This is a genomic window from Helicobacter sp., assembly GCF_022770205.1.
GTDB lineage: Bacteria > Campylobacterota > Campylobacteria > Campylobacterales > Helicobacteraceae > Helicobacter_D.
The window spans coordinates 14,553-29,951 of the sequence record NZ_JALEIK010000037.1; the positions used below are offsets into that span (position 1 = coordinate 14,553).

Annotated in this window: 18 protein-coding genes and 1 tRNA gene; 14 read left to right on the forward strand and 5 right to left on the reverse strand. The window is 37.4% G+C overall.

From position 1 onward, the window contains the following. Window positions 1-4 precede the first annotated feature (4 nt). From rpsD to rplQ, 3 genes are read left to right on the forward strand one after another with little or no spacing between them, the layout of a single operon-like run. On the forward strand, window positions 5-631 hold the full coding sequence (gene rpsD / locus MRZ19_RS06860; protein ID WP_291031560.1) for a 30S ribosomal protein S4: 627 nt from the start codon (window positions 5-7) through the stop codon (window positions 629-631). Between the two features lie 19 nt (window positions 632-650). Next, entirely contained in the window at window positions 651-1,640 is a 990-nt protein-coding gene (locus MRZ19_RS06865) for a DNA-directed RNA polymerase subunit alpha (RefSeq protein WP_291031561.1), read from the forward strand. 10 nt (window positions 1,641-1,650) lie between these two features. Next, window positions 1,651-2,001, forward strand: a complete 351-nt coding sequence (gene rplQ, locus MRZ19_RS06870) for a 50S ribosomal protein L17 (protein WP_291031562.1) — start codon at window positions 1,651-1,653, stop codon at window positions 1,999-2,001. Window positions 2,002-2,182: 181 nt separating this feature from the next. Here rplQ and gatC read toward each other — a convergent pair whose 3' ends face one another. Further along, on the reverse strand, window positions 2,183-2,473 hold the full coding sequence (gatC, locus tag MRZ19_RS06875) for an Asp-tRNA(Asn)/Glu-tRNA(Gln) amidotransferase subunit GatC (RefSeq protein WP_291031563.1): 291 nt from the start codon (window positions 2,471-2,473) through the stop codon (window positions 2,183-2,185). Further along, a complete protein-coding gene (locus tag MRZ19_RS06880) occupies window positions 2,467-3,201 on the reverse strand; it encodes a TetR/AcrR family transcriptional regulator (protein WP_291031564.1) in 735 nt (244 codons plus the stop codon). Before MRZ19_RS06880 ends, gatC begins: the two co-directional genes overlap by 7 nt. Window positions 3,202-3,317: 116 nt before the next feature. Between MRZ19_RS06880 and MRZ19_RS06885 the strand changes: the two genes are divergently transcribed. From MRZ19_RS06885 to ung, 7 genes are read left to right on the forward strand one after another with little or no spacing between them, the layout of a single operon-like run. After that, window positions 3,318-3,791, forward strand: coding sequence for an RNA pyrophosphohydrolase (locus MRZ19_RS06885; RefSeq protein ID WP_291031565.1), 474 nt, complete (start codon window positions 3,318-3,320; stop codon window positions 3,789-3,791). After that, window positions 3,791-4,999, forward strand: a complete 1,209-nt coding sequence (locus MRZ19_RS06890) for an aspartate kinase (protein ID WP_291031566.1) — start codon at window positions 3,791-3,793, stop codon at window positions 4,997-4,999. The genes MRZ19_RS06885 and MRZ19_RS06890 overlap by 1 nt, the downstream gene beginning before the upstream one ends. Beyond that, the gene (locus MRZ19_RS06895; RefSeq protein WP_291031567.1) at window positions 4,999-5,547 is read left to right on the forward strand and encodes a HobA family DNA replication regulator; all 549 of its coding nucleotides are present in this window, start codon (window positions 4,999-5,001) and stop codon (window positions 5,545-5,547) included. The genes MRZ19_RS06890 and MRZ19_RS06895 overlap by 1 nt, the downstream gene beginning before the upstream one ends. A 7-nt stretch (window positions 5,548-5,554) precedes the next feature. Beyond that, window positions 5,555-6,193, forward strand: coding sequence for a DNA polymerase III subunit delta' (locus MRZ19_RS06900; protein WP_291031568.1), 639 nt, complete (start codon window positions 5,555-5,557; stop codon window positions 6,191-6,193). A 7-nt stretch (window positions 6,194-6,200) separates the two neighbouring features. Beyond that, window positions 6,201-7,349 carry a dihydropteroate synthase gene (gene folP, locus MRZ19_RS06905; RefSeq protein ID WP_291031576.1) on the forward strand — a complete coding sequence of 383 codons (1,149 nt, stop codon included), beginning with the start codon at window positions 6,201-6,203 and terminating at the stop codon, window positions 7,347-7,349. 18 nt (window positions 7,350-7,367) lie between these two features. Next, window positions 7,368-8,351, forward strand: coding sequence for a hypothetical protein (locus tag MRZ19_RS06910; RefSeq protein ID WP_291031569.1), 984 nt, complete (start codon window positions 7,368-7,370; stop codon window positions 8,349-8,351). Window positions 8,352-8,359: 8 nt separating this feature from the next. After that, entirely contained in the window at window positions 8,360-9,043 is a 684-nt protein-coding gene (gene ung, locus MRZ19_RS06915) for a uracil-DNA glycosylase (protein WP_291031570.1), read from the forward strand. A 3-nt stretch (window positions 9,044-9,046) separates the two neighbouring features. Here ung and MRZ19_RS06920 read toward each other — a convergent pair whose 3' ends face one another. The 3 genes from MRZ19_RS06920 to MRZ19_RS06930 are packed head-to-tail and all read right to left on the reverse strand — an operon-like array spanning window position 9,047 to window position 11,326. After that, window positions 9,047-10,384 carry a UDP-N-acetylmuramoyl-L-alanyl-D-glutamate--2,6-diaminopimelate ligase gene (locus MRZ19_RS06920; RefSeq protein ID WP_291031571.1) on the reverse strand — a complete coding sequence of 446 codons (1,338 nt, stop codon included), beginning with the start codon at window positions 10,382-10,384 and terminating at the stop codon, window positions 9,047-9,049. 8 nt (window positions 10,385-10,392) lie between these two features. Continuing rightward, window positions 10,393-11,052 (reverse strand): hypothetical protein, encoded by a 660-nt coding sequence (locus MRZ19_RS06925; RefSeq protein WP_291031572.1) that lies wholly within the window; start codon window positions 11,050-11,052, stop codon window positions 10,393-10,395. A 28-nt stretch (window positions 11,053-11,080) separates the two neighbouring features. Further along, window positions 11,081-11,326 carry a NifU family protein gene (locus MRZ19_RS06930; RefSeq protein ID WP_291031573.1) on the reverse strand — a complete coding sequence of 82 codons (246 nt, stop codon included), beginning with the start codon at window positions 11,324-11,326 and terminating at the stop codon, window positions 11,081-11,083. Between the two features lie 204 nt (window positions 11,327-11,530). On the opposite strand from MRZ19_RS06930, the gene MRZ19_RS06935 reads away from it, so the two are divergent. The 4 genes from MRZ19_RS06935 to MRZ19_RS06950 all read left to right on the forward strand — a co-directional run bounded on the left by MRZ19_RS06935 (window position 11,531) and on the right by MRZ19_RS06950 (window position 15,146). Next, complete coding sequence (locus MRZ19_RS06935; protein ID WP_291031574.1) at window positions 11,531-12,262, forward strand: fumarate reductase cytochrome b subunit; 732 nt, start codon at window positions 11,531-11,533, stop codon at window positions 12,260-12,262. A 14-nt stretch (window positions 12,263-12,276) separates the two neighbouring features. Next, a complete protein-coding gene (locus MRZ19_RS06940; protein ID WP_291031575.1) occupies window positions 12,277-14,250 on the forward strand; it encodes a fumarate reductase flavoprotein subunit in 1,974 nt (657 codons plus the stop codon). 8 nt (window positions 14,251-14,258) lie between these two features. Beyond that, a complete protein-coding gene (locus MRZ19_RS06945) occupies window positions 14,259-14,993 on the forward strand; it encodes a fumarate reductase iron-sulfur subunit (RefSeq protein ID WP_291031577.1) in 735 nt (244 codons plus the stop codon). Window positions 14,994-15,058: 65 nt separating this feature from the next. Continuing rightward, a tRNA-Ser gene (locus MRZ19_RS06950) sits at window positions 15,059-15,146 on the forward strand. Window positions 15,147-15,399: the final 253 nt, after the last annotated feature.

The window sequence follows — 15,399 nt, forward strand, 5'->3', positions numbered from 1 at the left end:
GAGAATGGCAAGATACAGAGGTCCTGTTGAGAAGATTGAAAGAAGATTTGGTGTTAGTCTTGCATTAAAAGGTGAGCGTAGATTAGCAGGTAAAAGTGCATTAGATAAGCGTCCTTATGCTCCAGGGCAACACGGGCAAAGACGCGGAAAAATTTCAGAATATGGAATCCAATTGCGTGAAAAGCAAAAAGCAAGGATGATGTATGGTGTTTCTGAAAAACAATTCCGTGCAATTTTTATAGAAGCAAATCGGTTAGAAGGGAACACGGGAGAAAATCTAGTGAAGCTAATTGAAAGAAGATTGGATAATGTTGTGTATAGAATGGGATTTGCGACGACAAGAAGATTTGCTAGACAGCTTGTTGTGCATGGGCATATTTTAGTAGATGGTAAGAGGCTTGACATTCCTTCTGCTCTAGTTGGCGTTGGGCAAAAGATTGAAATTTGCGAAAAAACTAAAAAGAATCCACAGATACAAAGAGCGATTGAATTAACAAAACAAACTGGGATTGCTCCTTGGGTGGATGTGGATCAAGATAAAGTGTTTGGAATTTTTACGCGTCTTCCAGAGCGCGAAGAGGTGGTTATTCCAATTGAAGAAAGGCTCATTGTTGAGTTGTATTCTAAATAATTTCTAGGAAAGGGTTAGTATGAAAAGTATTAAAACTTCTCCGCATGTTCCAACCAAAATTGAAGTTAAAGAAGTTGGTATTAATAAGATAGAAATTACAGCATATCCTTTTGAAGCAGGATATGCAATCACTTTAGCACATCCTTTGCGCCGTTTATTGCTTGGTAGTTCTGTGGGATTTGCTCCTATTGCGTTAAGAATTGAAGGTGTAGCGCACGAGTTTGATTCTGTGCGTGGTGTGGTAGAGGATGTATCGCACTTGATTGTAAATCTTAAGACAATCCGTTTTAGAGTTAAAGAAGAGCTTGAGAGTGTTAGTGTTGATTATAAATTTACAGGTCCAAAAATCATTACTGGTGAGGATTTAGCAAATGATTTAGTGGATGTTGTAACGCCTAATATCCATTTAGCAACAATCAATGAGGATGCAGTTTTAAGTTTTTCTATCATTGTGCGCAAGGGGATTGGTTATGTTCCTAGTGAGGATATTAGAAATGTGATTCCAGAAGGGTATATGCCATTAGATGCTTATTTTACTCCTGTTACCAATGTAACCTATGAAACAGAGAATGTGCTTGTAGAAGATGATCCAAACTATGAAAAAGTTGTGTTTAATATTCAAACAGACGGACAAATTGAACCTTTGACTGCATTTAAAAATGCGTTGAGTGTTATGCACAAACAAATGGCGATTTTTAATTCTGAGCTAGATATTGAAGTGCCTGAAATTAATAATGGAGAGGAAGATCATCCAGAAATTAAAATGCTCTCACAGAGTATTGATAATTTAAATTTTAGCGCAAGGTGCTTTAATTGTTTAGATCGTTCTGGCATTAAATATTTAGGCGAGCTTGTATTGTTAAGTGAGGATCAAATTAAAAATATCAAAAATCTAGGTAAAAAATCTTTAGATGAAATCACAGCAAAATTAGAAGAGTTAGGTTATCCTATTGGCAAAGCAATTGCAGAAGATTTAACTGCTCTCCTTAAGAAGAAATTTTCTAATTAAAGGATAAGAAATGAGACATAGACACGGATATAGGAAGCTAGGGCGCACAAGCTCTCATAGAAAGGCTTTATTAAAAAATCTTTCCCTTGCTTTGATTGCTAGCGGAAAAATTGAAACAACTTTACAAAAAGCAAAGGAATTGCAAAGCTATTTTGAAAAGTTAATTACAAAAGCAAGAGTAGGGGATTCTATGGCGCATCGTTTAGTATTCTCTTACTTGCAACATAAAGAATCTGTCAAAAAGCTTGTTACAGAAATTGCTCCTAAGTATGCCAATAGAAGTGGCGGTTACACAAGAATTATTAAGACAAGATTAAGAGTCGGTGATGCTGCGCAGATGGCAATCATTGAGCTTGTATAACTTCTTTAAGATTCCATATTGGAATCTTATTCTTTCTTAAATTTCTCTTTTTATCTTTTTTGGATTCCATATTTTTTAGCTTTACACATATGCGTGTAAAAACATAAATCAGAGTTTTAAAAAGTTGGAATCTAAAATGAAACGCATTTCTAATTCCAATTTTAGAAGAAAAAAGTAAAGATTATTCAATAATCTTTGGAACAATAAAGAAATTATCTTCTACGCTTGGTGCGTGCTCTAACACATTTTTAGCAATTTCAGGTTTGGATTCTATAATGTCTTGGCGCATAGGAAGTTTGGAATTGAGCGGATTAAAAGAAGCAGGGATGTCTTCTAAATTTAGAGCATTAATATTTTCTACAAAATTGACAATTTCGCTTAAATGGTTTTTTGTCATCTCTAGCTCCTCATCCTCTAGTGTGATTCCACCTAGCTTTGCAAGTTTATTTAGTAGTGCTGTGTCAATTAGCATTCAATCTCCTTGTAGTGTTTAAGATAAAGCATAAGAATTTTAATCGCACGCATTACGATGCGGTGGACTTCTTTTTTGCTTGGGCAAGTGTAATGTGGAATCATAATCGCATTAATAAGATAGGGTTCAATGATGAGATTTGTAAAAACGCGCAAACTCTCACCAATATTTCTAATTCCTATATTATGCGTGGCATTGTAATCTTCTAACGCCTTTAAAAAGAAGTGATGCGTGCGATCTACGGCGATATGATGAAAGATTTCAATTAGCTCTGGATTCTTATAACCTTCAATGATGATAAGGCGCATAAAAGCGATATTTTCTTTACTGGTAATTTGATGAATCAATCGCACACCAATGCGGTAAAAATACTCTTCTAAATTAGCATATGGAATCATAATTTCAGAGAAGTCCTTATCTAAAGCGTCAATAAACTCTTGTCCGTTTTCCCTAATGGCTTCAGAAAAGAGTGTTTTTTTATCGTTAAACATTTTATAAATGGTAGTTAAAGATCCGCCTGTTTCTTTTACAATCATTTGCAAGCTAGTTTTTTCATAACCATATTGTAAAAAAAGATTCCACGCTGTGCTTAGAATTTTCTCTTGCTTTTCTATGCTTTTCTTTGTTTTTAATTTGTTTGGTGCATCTTTTTTAGTTTTTTGATCTTTTGTGTGTGTAATGCTTTTTATACGCACATTCTTAAGATTTTTTTGAGAGTCTTTGCTCACATCTATTCCTTGCAATGCAATCTGCCTAGAATTCTATAAAAAAAGAACTTAATATCAACTGCATTTAAAAACTTTTGATTTATCATTAGCAAAATATTTTGTGTAAGGAATGGCAAGTGAAAAAAGAAACAAAAACCTATCGCCCAAATGTTGCAGCCATTATCCTTTCCTCTAAATACCCGCTTGAATGTGAGCTTTTTATTGCAAGTCGCACGGATATTAAAAATGCTTGGCAGTTTCCACAAGGTGGTATTGATAAATCAGAAACTCCAAGAGAGGCTTTATTCCGTGAGCTCAAAGAGGAGATAGGAACGGATAAGATTGATGTTGTTGCAGAATATCCTGAGTGGATTAGCTATGACTTCCCAAGTCAAGTTGTCAAAAAAATGTATCCTTATGATGGACAAATTCAAAAATATTTTCTTGTGCGCTTACAAGAGCAAAATGAGATTAATATTCATACAGAAAAACCAGAGTTTGATGCATATAAGTTTGTTCAGGTGGAGGATTTGTTTAACCACATAACCTATTTTAAACGCCCTGTGTATCGGCAAGTTTTAGAATATTTTAAAAGAAAGGGTTATTTGTAATGTTGATTGTGCAAAAATATGGGGGAACAAGTGTTGGGGATTGTGAAAGAATCCAAAATGTTGCACAACGCGTCCTTGAGGCAAAAAAAGCTGGGAATAGCGTTGTTGTAGTAGTCTCTGCAATGAGTGGGGAAACAGATAAACTCTTAGGTTATACGCAGTTTTTCTCACGCCTTCCAAATGCGCGTGAAGTGGATATGGTGTTAAGTGCTGGGGAGCGTGTAACTAGTGCATTGCTTGCGATTGCGCTAGAAGAGTTAGGATATAAGGCGATTTCTCTTAGCGGAAGGGGTGCGGGAATGGTTACAGATTCTTCGCACACAAAGGCAAGGATTGCATCCATTGACACAACGCGCTTGAATGATTTATTGGCAAAGGATTACATTGTTGTTGTTGCTGGGTTTCAAGGCGTTACGCAAAAGGGAGCTGTTACAACGCTTGGGCGTGGCGGAAGCGATTTGTCTGCTGTTGCGTTAGCGGGGGCATTGCAGGCGGATTTGTGTGAGATTTATACTGATGTTGATGGAGTTTATACTACAGATCCTAGGATTGAACCTAAGGCAAAAAAGATTGATAGAATTAGTTATGATGAGATGCTAGAGCTTGCATCAATGGGGGCTAAAGTTTTGTTAAATCGCTCCGTTGAAATGGCAAAGAAGCTCAATGTTAATTTGGTAACAAGAAATAGTTTTAATCATAATAAAGGAACATTCATCACAAAGGAAGAAGAAATTATGGAACATCCAATTGTTAGCGGAATCGCATTAGATAAAAACCAAGCAAGAGTGAGTATTTGTAATGTGGAAGATAGACCTGGGATTGCAGCAGAGATTTTTGGTGCATTATCAGAAGCAAATATTAATGTGGATATGATAGTCCAAACTATCGGGCGTGATGGTAAAACAGATTTAGATTTTACTATCCCGGAGGTGGAGTTAGAAAACACAAAGCGCGTTTTAAAAGCATTTGAAAATAATAATATAGAAAGCATTGATTATGATTCTGATATTGCTAAAGTGTCTATTGTGGGTGTGGGAATGAAATCCCATAGTGGTGTGGCGGCAAAGGCGTTTCAAGCATTAGCAGAGGACAATATTAATATTATGATGATTAGCACAAGTGAGATTAAAATTTCAATGATTATTGCTTTAAAATATGCAGAGCTTGCAATCCGCACGCTACATAGTGTCTATGCGCTGGAGCAATAATGCAAGATTTATCTAGCTGGGTTTTGCAAACTTTACGCCACGATGCAAGCCATCCTATTTGGCTTGAGGAGCGTAAGTTTGAATGGATTCCGCTTTTAAAACGCGCATTGCAAAGAATCTTTAATGGTGAGAGTTTAATTCTTATTGCAGACTATGAGAGGGAATGGTTTATACACTATGTGGTGCAATCCATTAATCGCTCTAATAATCGCCCTTATGTGCCTATAATTGCTATTAATGCGCTTTTTCCAAAAATTGATAAAATCTCGCATAAAGATGAAACGGAAATTGCGCTCATCCACGATTATTTGAGCAATATTTTTTCACATAAATATTCTTTTTGGTATGTAGGACGCAATGATGCATCGCGTGCTAAGCTTGCATTAAGCCAAGAAGATGGATTTTTGTGGATGTTTGATACAAATTTGCAAAATAGTTTCACATTGCAATCTACGGATGCTTTAGTGGATATTAAGTTGATTCAAATGTATAGAATCTTTAATTTAGCACTTGAAGCGGTAATGTTTGGGAATGTGCGATTGGATTAGGTGTAAAATGGAGATAAAAATCGGGCATATTGAACTTGTTAATGATCCTATTGAGAGTGCAAATGTGTATTTTCACACACAAGAACCCCAAAATACGCGTTTATTTTGCGCTAATGAGTTAGACATTGACACTGCGCGTGCAATCATTGATGAGAGCTATATCGCAAGTGAAGGGATAAAACAGATTCTAATTGCAGCCCTAAGCTATAATGCATATGCGCAAAATGCACTTTTAAAAGTGCTTGAAGAGCCACCAAGTGGCACGATTTTTATCATTTATACTAAAATGAAATCCTTGCTTTTGCCCACAATGCGCTCAAGATTGCCTGTGATAAATCGCTCCCAAGTGCAACGCTTGCCACATTTTTCACTTTCGCTAAAAACGCTAAATTTAGAAAGCGTGTATCAGTTTTTAAAAGAACGGGAAAAGGAATTTAACAATCCGTTTTTAAAAGAAGAGGTTCAAAGTTTATATTTGGATTCCATTAAATATGGTTTAAGTTTTTCTCTCAAAGAGGCGCAACTTTTTGAAAAGGCTTTATTTTGGGGGCATCAATATGAAAGTGTAAGCAATGTTTTTGCTCCGCTTTTACTTCTTGTTTTGCGCAAGAAAAAACAACAATTTAGCGCAACGCTTAAAAGTTAGAAAAAAGATGGCATTTGTGCAGTATTTAGAGGATTCTAAACTTGCTTTAGAGCAGCTAAATTGCGATAGTGTGGGCTATGGAATCTTATGCAATAAAGATAGGGTGTTTAATTTTTTGATTAAAGATTTAAAAACCCCTGCTGCGCATATTTTAAAGCAAGAAGCATTGGCGGTTGGAGCGGACTTTGCCTTGCCAAAAGATGCAATTCTTTATGCGAGGGAATTTTATAGTGGAATCTTAATGCTAACACGCTCTCAAGCAAAGGCACTCTTAAAAAAGCTAAAAATGCAGCCTTTTGGATTAAAAAAGGTGGCACAAGAGTTGGAATCGCATTTAGGATTCCATAATTTTGCGCCAAAGATTATGGGTGTGGTAAATATCACGCCTGATAGTTTTTATGAAAAATCGCGTAAAAACTCTAAAGACGCCAAAACAGAGATTTTAAAAATGCTAGAACAGGGCGTGCATATCCTAGATATTGGTGCGGCAAGCACGCGTCCTGGAAGTGCTTGGGTTAGTGAGGAGGAAGAGCATACGAGATTAAGTGGGATTTTAGAATTTATAAAAGAGCAAAAAATCTATAAAAAGGCAATTTTAAGCATTGACACTTACACTCCAAGCGTGGCGAAAAAATGCTTAGATTATGGCTTTATGATGATTAATGATATTACAGGTTTTAGCAATGCAAAAATGCTAGAAGCAGTTAGGGGTTATGATTGTGAGTGTGTGGTTATGCATATGCAAGGAAGCCCAAAGAAAATGCAGGAGAATCCTAGTTATAAGGATTTGTTTTTAGAAATAGATACATTTTTTGCTAAACGCATTGCGGCTTTGGTTGCGCAGAATAACACAAAAATTATTCTTGATGTTGGAATCGGATTTGGAAAAACGCTAGAGCATAATTGCGCATTGATTCAACATTTGGGGCATTTTTTACATTTTGGTTATCCGCTTTTAGTTGGGGCAAGTCGTAAAAGTATGATTGATAAAATCACGCCTTGTGAGGTTGAAAAGCGTTTAGCTGGCACTTTGGCAATCCATTTACAATCCTTAAATCACGGAGCAAGCATTGTCCGCTGCCACGATACTTTTGAACATTTGCAGGCTTTAAAAGTGTGGCAAGCAATCCAAAATGTCCCTTTGCAAGTGCTTTAGAGTTTTAAAGGAGGAGTTGTGTTAAGCCGTAATGAGATAATTGCGCAGTTAATGCAGTATGGGTATGCCAAAGATACATTAGACAAGATGCAAACAATAGAGTTAGAGCATCTTTTTAAGCAGCATAGCAAAGAGAGAATTACAGGTTATTTAGAGATTCTTAAGCAAAATGAAGTTGTTGAGATTGCTGTTGAGGATGATACAGACTATATTGAAGAGGAGATTGGAAAGATTTATTATGCGATTTCTGGAGAGGAGGTGAATTTTGTTAGCCTTTATGATGCGATTGAAAAAGTTTTTGATCACTATGACTTAAATGAAACTATTGAGCTTGTGCTTTCACAATCTAGCGATAAGCGTTGTAGGCAAATGACACAGATTGTGGAGATTGCATACAGAGCATACCAAGAAGCGTTATTAGCAGAGATTGAGCGTTTTTGTGAATTTTATCCGCCCCAAGAGCGTTTTGAGCAGATGCAGTTTTATAGCTCTAAGCGGGCAGATATTGCATTTTTGCGTCAAAGTATCCAAACAATGCGCTTGCAGAATAATCAAGAGAGTCTTAGTAGAATTGCACAACAGAAGTTTGCAATTATTCACGATTATTATCCGGATATTATGTATGAAAGTTACGAAGAATATTATGAGAATGATGAAGAGAAGGACGCAATTATTGGGCGCATTATGGCATTAACTAGAGCTTATAAGCGTGCACAACTTAAAACCAAAAAATTTCAGATTTTAAAGCATATGGAGCGTGTTTTATTGGAGGATAAGGAGCGCGAGAAAGAGGAGAAGGCACTTATTAAGCAGTATGTCAAGAGAGTTGGTGAAGCAATTGCGCAAGAAGATGAGTTAATGTTTGGAGAAACTATTAAAGAAGCTTTAAAGGTTTTAGATGAGCGTGATGTGCAATATATCGTGGAGCATTTTGATCTTTCAAGCAATCCTTTAATTTTGCAACGCTTTAATATTATTATGCGTGATAATCGTCCAAAATAGGGAAAGAAATGATAAGATTGGAATCCATTAAGATTAAAGAAGACTGGAAAAAGGTTTTAGAGAAGGAATTTCTCTCTCCTTATTTTTTAGAGATTAAAAGGCGCTATGTGGAAGCAAAATCTAAAGGAGCGGTGATTTATCCCCCAGCAAATCTAACTTTTAATGCCTTTAATTCCACGCCTTTTGAAAAGGTAAAAGTTGTTCTTCTAGGGCAAGACCCCTATCATAATCCTAAGGAAGCAATGGGGCTATCCTTTTCTGTGCCACAAGGAATTAGGATTCCACCTTCTTTGCGTAATATTTATAGGGAGCTTGAAGCAGATTTAGGGATTTTACAGAGTCAAAGTGGAGATTTGAGTGCTTGGGCTAGGGAGGGGGTGCTGCTTTTAAATAGTATTTTAAGTGTAGAAGCGCATAAGCCTGCTTCCCATCAGCATTTTGGTTGGCAACAATTTACAGATTCTGTGATTACAATTTTAAGCAAGCAAAAAAGTGGAATCGTATTTTTACTATGGGGAAATTATGCGAAGTCTAAAAAAACTTTGATTGACACAAAAAGGCATTGTGTGTTAGAAGCTGCGCATCCTTCGCCTTTAGCACGCACTGGGTTCATAGGGTGTAGGCATTTTTCAAAAACAAATGCTTATTTGCAAAGCATAGGCAAAACTCCGATTAATTGGAATCTAAATTAGATTCTAAAGTGCAGAGAGGGCTTTTTGCGCCTCTTCTACATCGTCAAAATGGAAGGTAGAATCGCCAATGGTTTGATAGGTTTCATCGCCTTTGCCTAAAATCAATAAAATTTCGTCGCTTTTTAGTGCAGTAATTGCCATTTGGATTGCTTTAGAGCGGTTTTCTTCTAAATGGATTTCTTTTGCTTCTTTTAGATTCTCTGGGATTCCGCTAAAGATTTCTTCGATGATGAGACTGGGGACTTCGTTGCGTGGATTATCGCTTGTGATATAAATTTTTTGTGCGTATTTTGCAGCGCATAATCCCATTTTTGGACGCTTTGTTTTATCTCTATCGCCACCTGCACCAAAGACAACAGCAAGTTTTTTGTGCGGGAAAGATTGAAAGATTTTCTCCATTCCGTCTTCTGTGTGTGCAAAATCCACAATGATTAAAGGGTTTTGTGCAACAACTTGCATACGCCCTAATACACCGCCAAAGTTTTCTAGCTTCTCACAAATCTCTTGCAAGGGCGCATTTTCTAGGAGTTTTACCGCACCAATAGCAGCTAGCGCATTGTAGAGATTGTGTTTGCCAAAAAGGGAGCATTGCAAGCTTGCGTCCTCCTTGCCATAGCCAATTTGTGCTGTGATTCCATCTTTTAGACTATAAGCTTTGACTTGCAGGGTTGCTGGAGATTCAATGCCGTAGGTTATGGTTTTTGGTAGTGCATAGCGTGCGTTTGGTTCATCTTTATTGATAAGTTTTAAATCTAGCGGATTGGCAAAAAAGGAGTTTTTTGTAGCAATATAGTTTTCTAGCGTTTTGTGGTAGTCTAAATGGTCACTTGTGATGTTTGTTAGAATCTTTAGTGTAAAATCTAGCCCTTCAATGCGCTCTTGCACGATTGCGTGAGAGCTAACTTCCATAACAAAATACGCACAATCTTCCTTCCTTGCCGCAGAAATCGCACTATAAATTTCTAATAATGGAGGCGTGGTAAGCCCTTTTTTGCGTTTTTGGATTCCATTGATAAAAAATCCCCTTGTGCCTAGAAGTGCGACTTTATGTCCTAAATCAAGTAGGGTGGAGTAAAGTATTGCTGCAGTTGTTGTTTTGCCATTTGTGCCAGTGATTGCGATGATTTTTAAGTCTAAATCTAAAAATTGCTTTAAATCCTGTGGAGTGATAAAAATCTCAAAGCCATTTTGTTTAGCGTTTTGGATATAGTTTTGATTGCTTTTAGTGATTAAAAAGGCACAATTTTGTGCATTGCATTCATTGCTTAAAGCTTCTCTAGTGTCATCGCTAATAAAGCATATAGGAGAGTTTAAAGAGTTGGAATCCAAAATATAGCGCATCGTCTTACTTAAGGGTTTTGTAGGATTTTTTGATAAAGTTTGGCAAAATCTTTGTCAAAAAACAGATTGTTGCCGATGTTTTCAAAGTAATGGAGTGCAACTTCTTTAAAGCCGTGTTTTACAAGGTTCTGCATAAAAAACAAAAACTCATTTTTATTAGTGAAAATGATTTTTGTGCTAAACATTAAATCCACAAAGGCTTCTTTAAAGCCAATTTCTTTTTCTAAATTTTCAAAATCTTTGTAGAGGATTCCATCATTCTTATCCACTTCAATGTCTTCTAAGTGAGTGAGTGCAAGGTTTAAGGTATAAATATTTTGGTCAAAATTTTGCACCATATCTAAGATGATTTCTTCAGCACTCTTAAATTGCTTGCTAGAGTCTTTTTGGGATTCTTGTTTGTTTTTTTGGGTAATGACTTGATAATAATCAAAAAGAGCGCGTGCTTCTTCTTCGTGTTCTATTGCCATATCTGAAAGAGCACAGAGTGTTTCTATCTCTAAAGATTCCTTGCTGTGTATGGAATCTTCAGATTGGATTCCAAAGTCTAAACGCATTACGTGTGCGTAAGATAGTAATTCTAAAGCCTGTGTGTAATTGCGTTTAATAAAGGCGTGCTTGGCTTTAGTTTTAATGTTTGCATAAAGTCTTGATTGTTGTGTTGTCAAATTTTTCCTTAAAAAATTTTAAAATATCTTAAGAAACGCTAATGATTTCAATATCTGGATGGATGTCGTCTTTTAAAGTGCGCTCAATCCCAAATTTTAGTGTTTGCGTGCTACTAGGACAGCTTTTACAGGCGCCTTCTAATCGCAAATACACCTTGCCATTTTCAATTTTAATGAGTGTAACATTGCCACCATCTTTGACTAGCATTGGGCGGACTTTGTCTATGCTTGCTTCCACAGGCTTTAATAATTCTGTATCGCTAAAAGGGAGCATCTTAAGGTATCCTTACATATAAAGATTAAATATTTTGGATTCTCAATATTTGTGGCTTGAGATATTACTAAACTTTGCTTAAGTTTATATAAAAGATCACTTAAAAAACTTTAATCTAATTTTATCTAAAAATTGTTTATAATTGACAAGGTTTTGTAGGCTTTAGTGTGCATAAGCACTGATGATTTGCTCTAGGAGGAATTTATGCAAAATGATGAAGTAGTAATTGAGAGTTACTTAAAGGTAACTTCAGAACGCAAAAAGAGAAGAAATCCTGCGCGTTGGGATTTGTGGCAAAGTATTACGGGTGTAGTCCTTGCAGTCTTTATTCTATTCCATATGTGCTTTACATCTTCTATTTTATTTGGACCGGATGCCTTTGATGCGGTGGTGGCATTTAGTGAAGGTTCGTTTATTTTTGGAGGACATGGGATTCCGTTATTGACAACATTAGTTGTTGTTGTTGTGAGTGTATTTTTTGTTACACACGCATTTTTGGCGATGCGCAAGTTTCCTGCAAATTTCCAACAATTAATGTTGTTTAGAACACATAAATCCTTGATGAAACATTGCGATACAACGCTTTGGTGGTTACAATTCTTAACGGGTTTTATTTTATTCTTCTTAGGTGGAGCGCATCTTGTTACGATGCTTGCAAATTCTACGGAGATTAATGCTTTAAATTCTGCAGCGCGTTTTGTAGATGGGAATTTGGCAGAGTTTTATTTGGTTTTGTTAGTTGTTATGGTAGTGCATGCAAGTATTGGTTTGTATCGCGTGATTATTAAATGGATTCCATTAGAAGCTCCTACAACTGCGCAAAGCAACATTAAAAGACGCAATGTGAAAATCGCTGTATTTGTAGTTTTTATCGTTTTGGGCGTTATTGCGTTTATTGCAGACTTTACTTGGATTGCTTTAGGCAAAAGTCTATAATAAGGAGAGTTTAGATGAAAATAGTGTATTGCGATGCGTTGGTGATTGGTGGTGGTTTAGCAGGCTTGCGTTCAGCAGTAGCCTGTAAGGAGAAGGGATTAAGCACGATTGTTTTGAGTTTAATTCCGGTAAAGCGAAGTCATTCCGCAGCAGCACAAGGTGGAATGCAAGCAAGTCTTGGTAATTCAAAAATGAGTGATGGGGATAATGAAGATTTGCATTTTATAGATACCGTAAAGGGAAGCGATTGGGGTTGCGACCAAAAGGTTGCAAGAATGTTTGTAACAACTGCCCCAAAGGCAATCCGCCAACTTGCCGCTTGGGGGGTGCCTTGGACTAGGATTAAAAAGGGCGATAGAACAGCTGTGATTAATGCACAAAAAACAACAATCACAGAGGAGGATTTTCGCCACGGATTAATCCATTCAAGGGATTTTGGTGGGACAAAAAAATGGAGAACTTGCTACACTGCTGATGCAACAGGACATTCAATGCTTTTTGCTGTGGCAAATGAAGCATTAAAGCACGGCGTGGATATTCACGATAGAAAAGAAGCCATTGCATTAATCCATAAAGACGGAAGATGTTATGGTGCGGTTGTGCGTGATTTAATCAATGGAGAGTTAATCGGCTATGTTGCAAAAGGAACGCTCATTGCAACAGGGGGTTATGGCAGAATCTATAAGGATACAACCAATGCTGTGATTTGTGAAGGGATAGGGACTGCAATTGCATTAGAAACAGGGATTGCAAAGCTTGGAAATATGGAAGCAGTGCAGTTTCACCCAACAGGACTTTTTCCAAGTGGAATCTTACTGACAGAAGGTTGTCGTGGAGATGGTGGTGTCTTGCGTGATGTGGATGGGTATCGCTTTATGCCAGATTATGAGCCAGAGAAAAAAGAACTTGCAAGCCGTGATGTTGTATCGCGCAGAATGATTCAAAGAATCCGTGAAGGTAAGGGTGTAAGCTCGCCTTATGGAGAGCATTTGTGGCTTGATATTTCAATCTTAGGGCGCAAGCATATTGAAACAAACTTACGCGATGTGCAAGAGATTTGTGAGTGTTTTGCAGGGATTGATCCAGCGGAGAAATGGGCGCCTGTTAAGCCAATGCAGCATTATTGTATGGGCGGAATCCGCACAAACGCTAAGGGTGAAACTGCGCTTAAAGGCTTGTTTTCAGCAGGAGAAGCGGCGTGTTGGGATTTGCACGGCTTTAATCGCTTAGGCGGAAACTCTGTGAGTGAAGCAGTTGTTAGTGGTATGATCATTGGGGATTATTTTGCAGAAAGCTGTATGGGGGCTTATGTAGATATTGAAACAAAGCTTGTAGAGGATTTCATTAGCAGAGAGCAAAAATACCTTGAAAGCATTGTAGAAAATGCGGGCACAGAAAATGTCTTTGATATTAAGGACAGAATGAAGCAAATTATGGGTGATAAAGTTGGAATCTTTAGGGATGGAGAGCATTTGGATTCCGCTGTTAAAGAGCTAGAGCAACTTTATATTAGAAGTAAAAATATTGGAATCAAAACTAAGCGTTTATCAGCAAACCCAGAATTAGAGGAAGCTTATCGTGTGCCAAAAATGCTAAAAATCGCACTTTGTGTTGCAAAAGGTGCGCTTGATAGAACAGAATCGCGTGGAGCGCATAGCCGTGAAGATTACCCAAAACGCGATGATGTGCATTGGTTAAAGCGCACATTAGCAAGTTGGGAAAATCCAAATCAGACAATACCCACACTCACTTACGAGGATATTGAGATTTCTACAATGGAAATTGCCCCCGGATTCCGTGGATATGGCGCTAAAGGAATGATTATTGAAAATCCAGAGAGCCTAAAGCGCCAAGAGCAAATTGATAAAATCCGTGCAGATATGGAAGCACAAGGCAAAGATCGTTATGCAATCCAAGAAGCATTAATGCCCTTTGAACTACAAGCGTATTATAAAGCGCGCAACGAAAGAATAGGAGATAAACAATGAGCGGAGCAGTGCAGAGCAGCAATAGAGATTTAATAATTAGAGTGTTAAAGTTTAATCCCAATAGCGCAATTTCAAAACCCCATTTTGCAGAATACAAATTAAAAGAAGCGCATTCTATGACAATTTTCATTGTGCTTAATATGATTAAAGAACAATATGATCCGGATTTGAGTTTTGATTTTGTGTGTCGTGCTGGGATTTGTGGAAGCTGTGGAATGATGATTAATGGGCGTCCAAGACTGGCTTGTAGAACGCTTACAAAAGACTTCCCAGATGGCGTGATTACGCTAATGCCATTGCCTGCATTTAAATTGATTAAAGATTTATCTGTGGATACAGGAAATTGGTTTAATGGAATGAGTAAGCGTGTGGAGAGTTGGATTCACGCTCAAGAGAAGAGTGCAGAGCATATGTGTCAAATTGAAGAGCGCGTGGAGCCAGAAGTGGCTCAAGAAGTCTTTGAGCTTGATAGATGCATTGAGTGTGGATGCTGTATTGCAGGTTGTGGAACAAAGTTAATGCGTGAAGACTTTGTAGGAGCAGCTGGACTTAATCGTGTGGTGAGATTTATGCTTGATCCGCACGATAAAAGAAGCGATGCAGATTATTATGAGCTAGTGGGTGATGATGATGGTGTGTTTGGTTGTATGAGCTTGCTTGCTTGCCACGATGTCTGCCCAAAAAACTTGCCATTGCAAAGTAAAATTGCTTATTTGCGCCGTAAAATGGCATTTGTTAAATAAATTGGAATCCCTTTTTGGGATTCAAGATGCAATTTTATCTTTTTTGGTTATAATTACGCCCTTTTAGAGAGGTGTCCGAGTGGTTGAAGGAGCACGCCTGGAACGCGTGTAAGGTGCAAGCCTTCGAGGGTTCGAATCCCTTCCTCTCTGCCATCAAAAAAATTTATAACAACTTCAAGCTACCCTTAAAACTCATAAAATACGATACAGAAAAGATAATGCAATTGATCACAGAAGGAGTTAAAGCCATTGCTAAAGGTAAAGGCAAATGCGATTCCAACAAAGTCAAATCAATGAAATGAATCAAAGTGTAAAAGATAACCGCTTAATCAAAGCAGGGGAGTTTTATGGAAACATTATTTCTATGGGGCTTTCTAGCAATGCAGTGATTCCAAGTAACATCTAT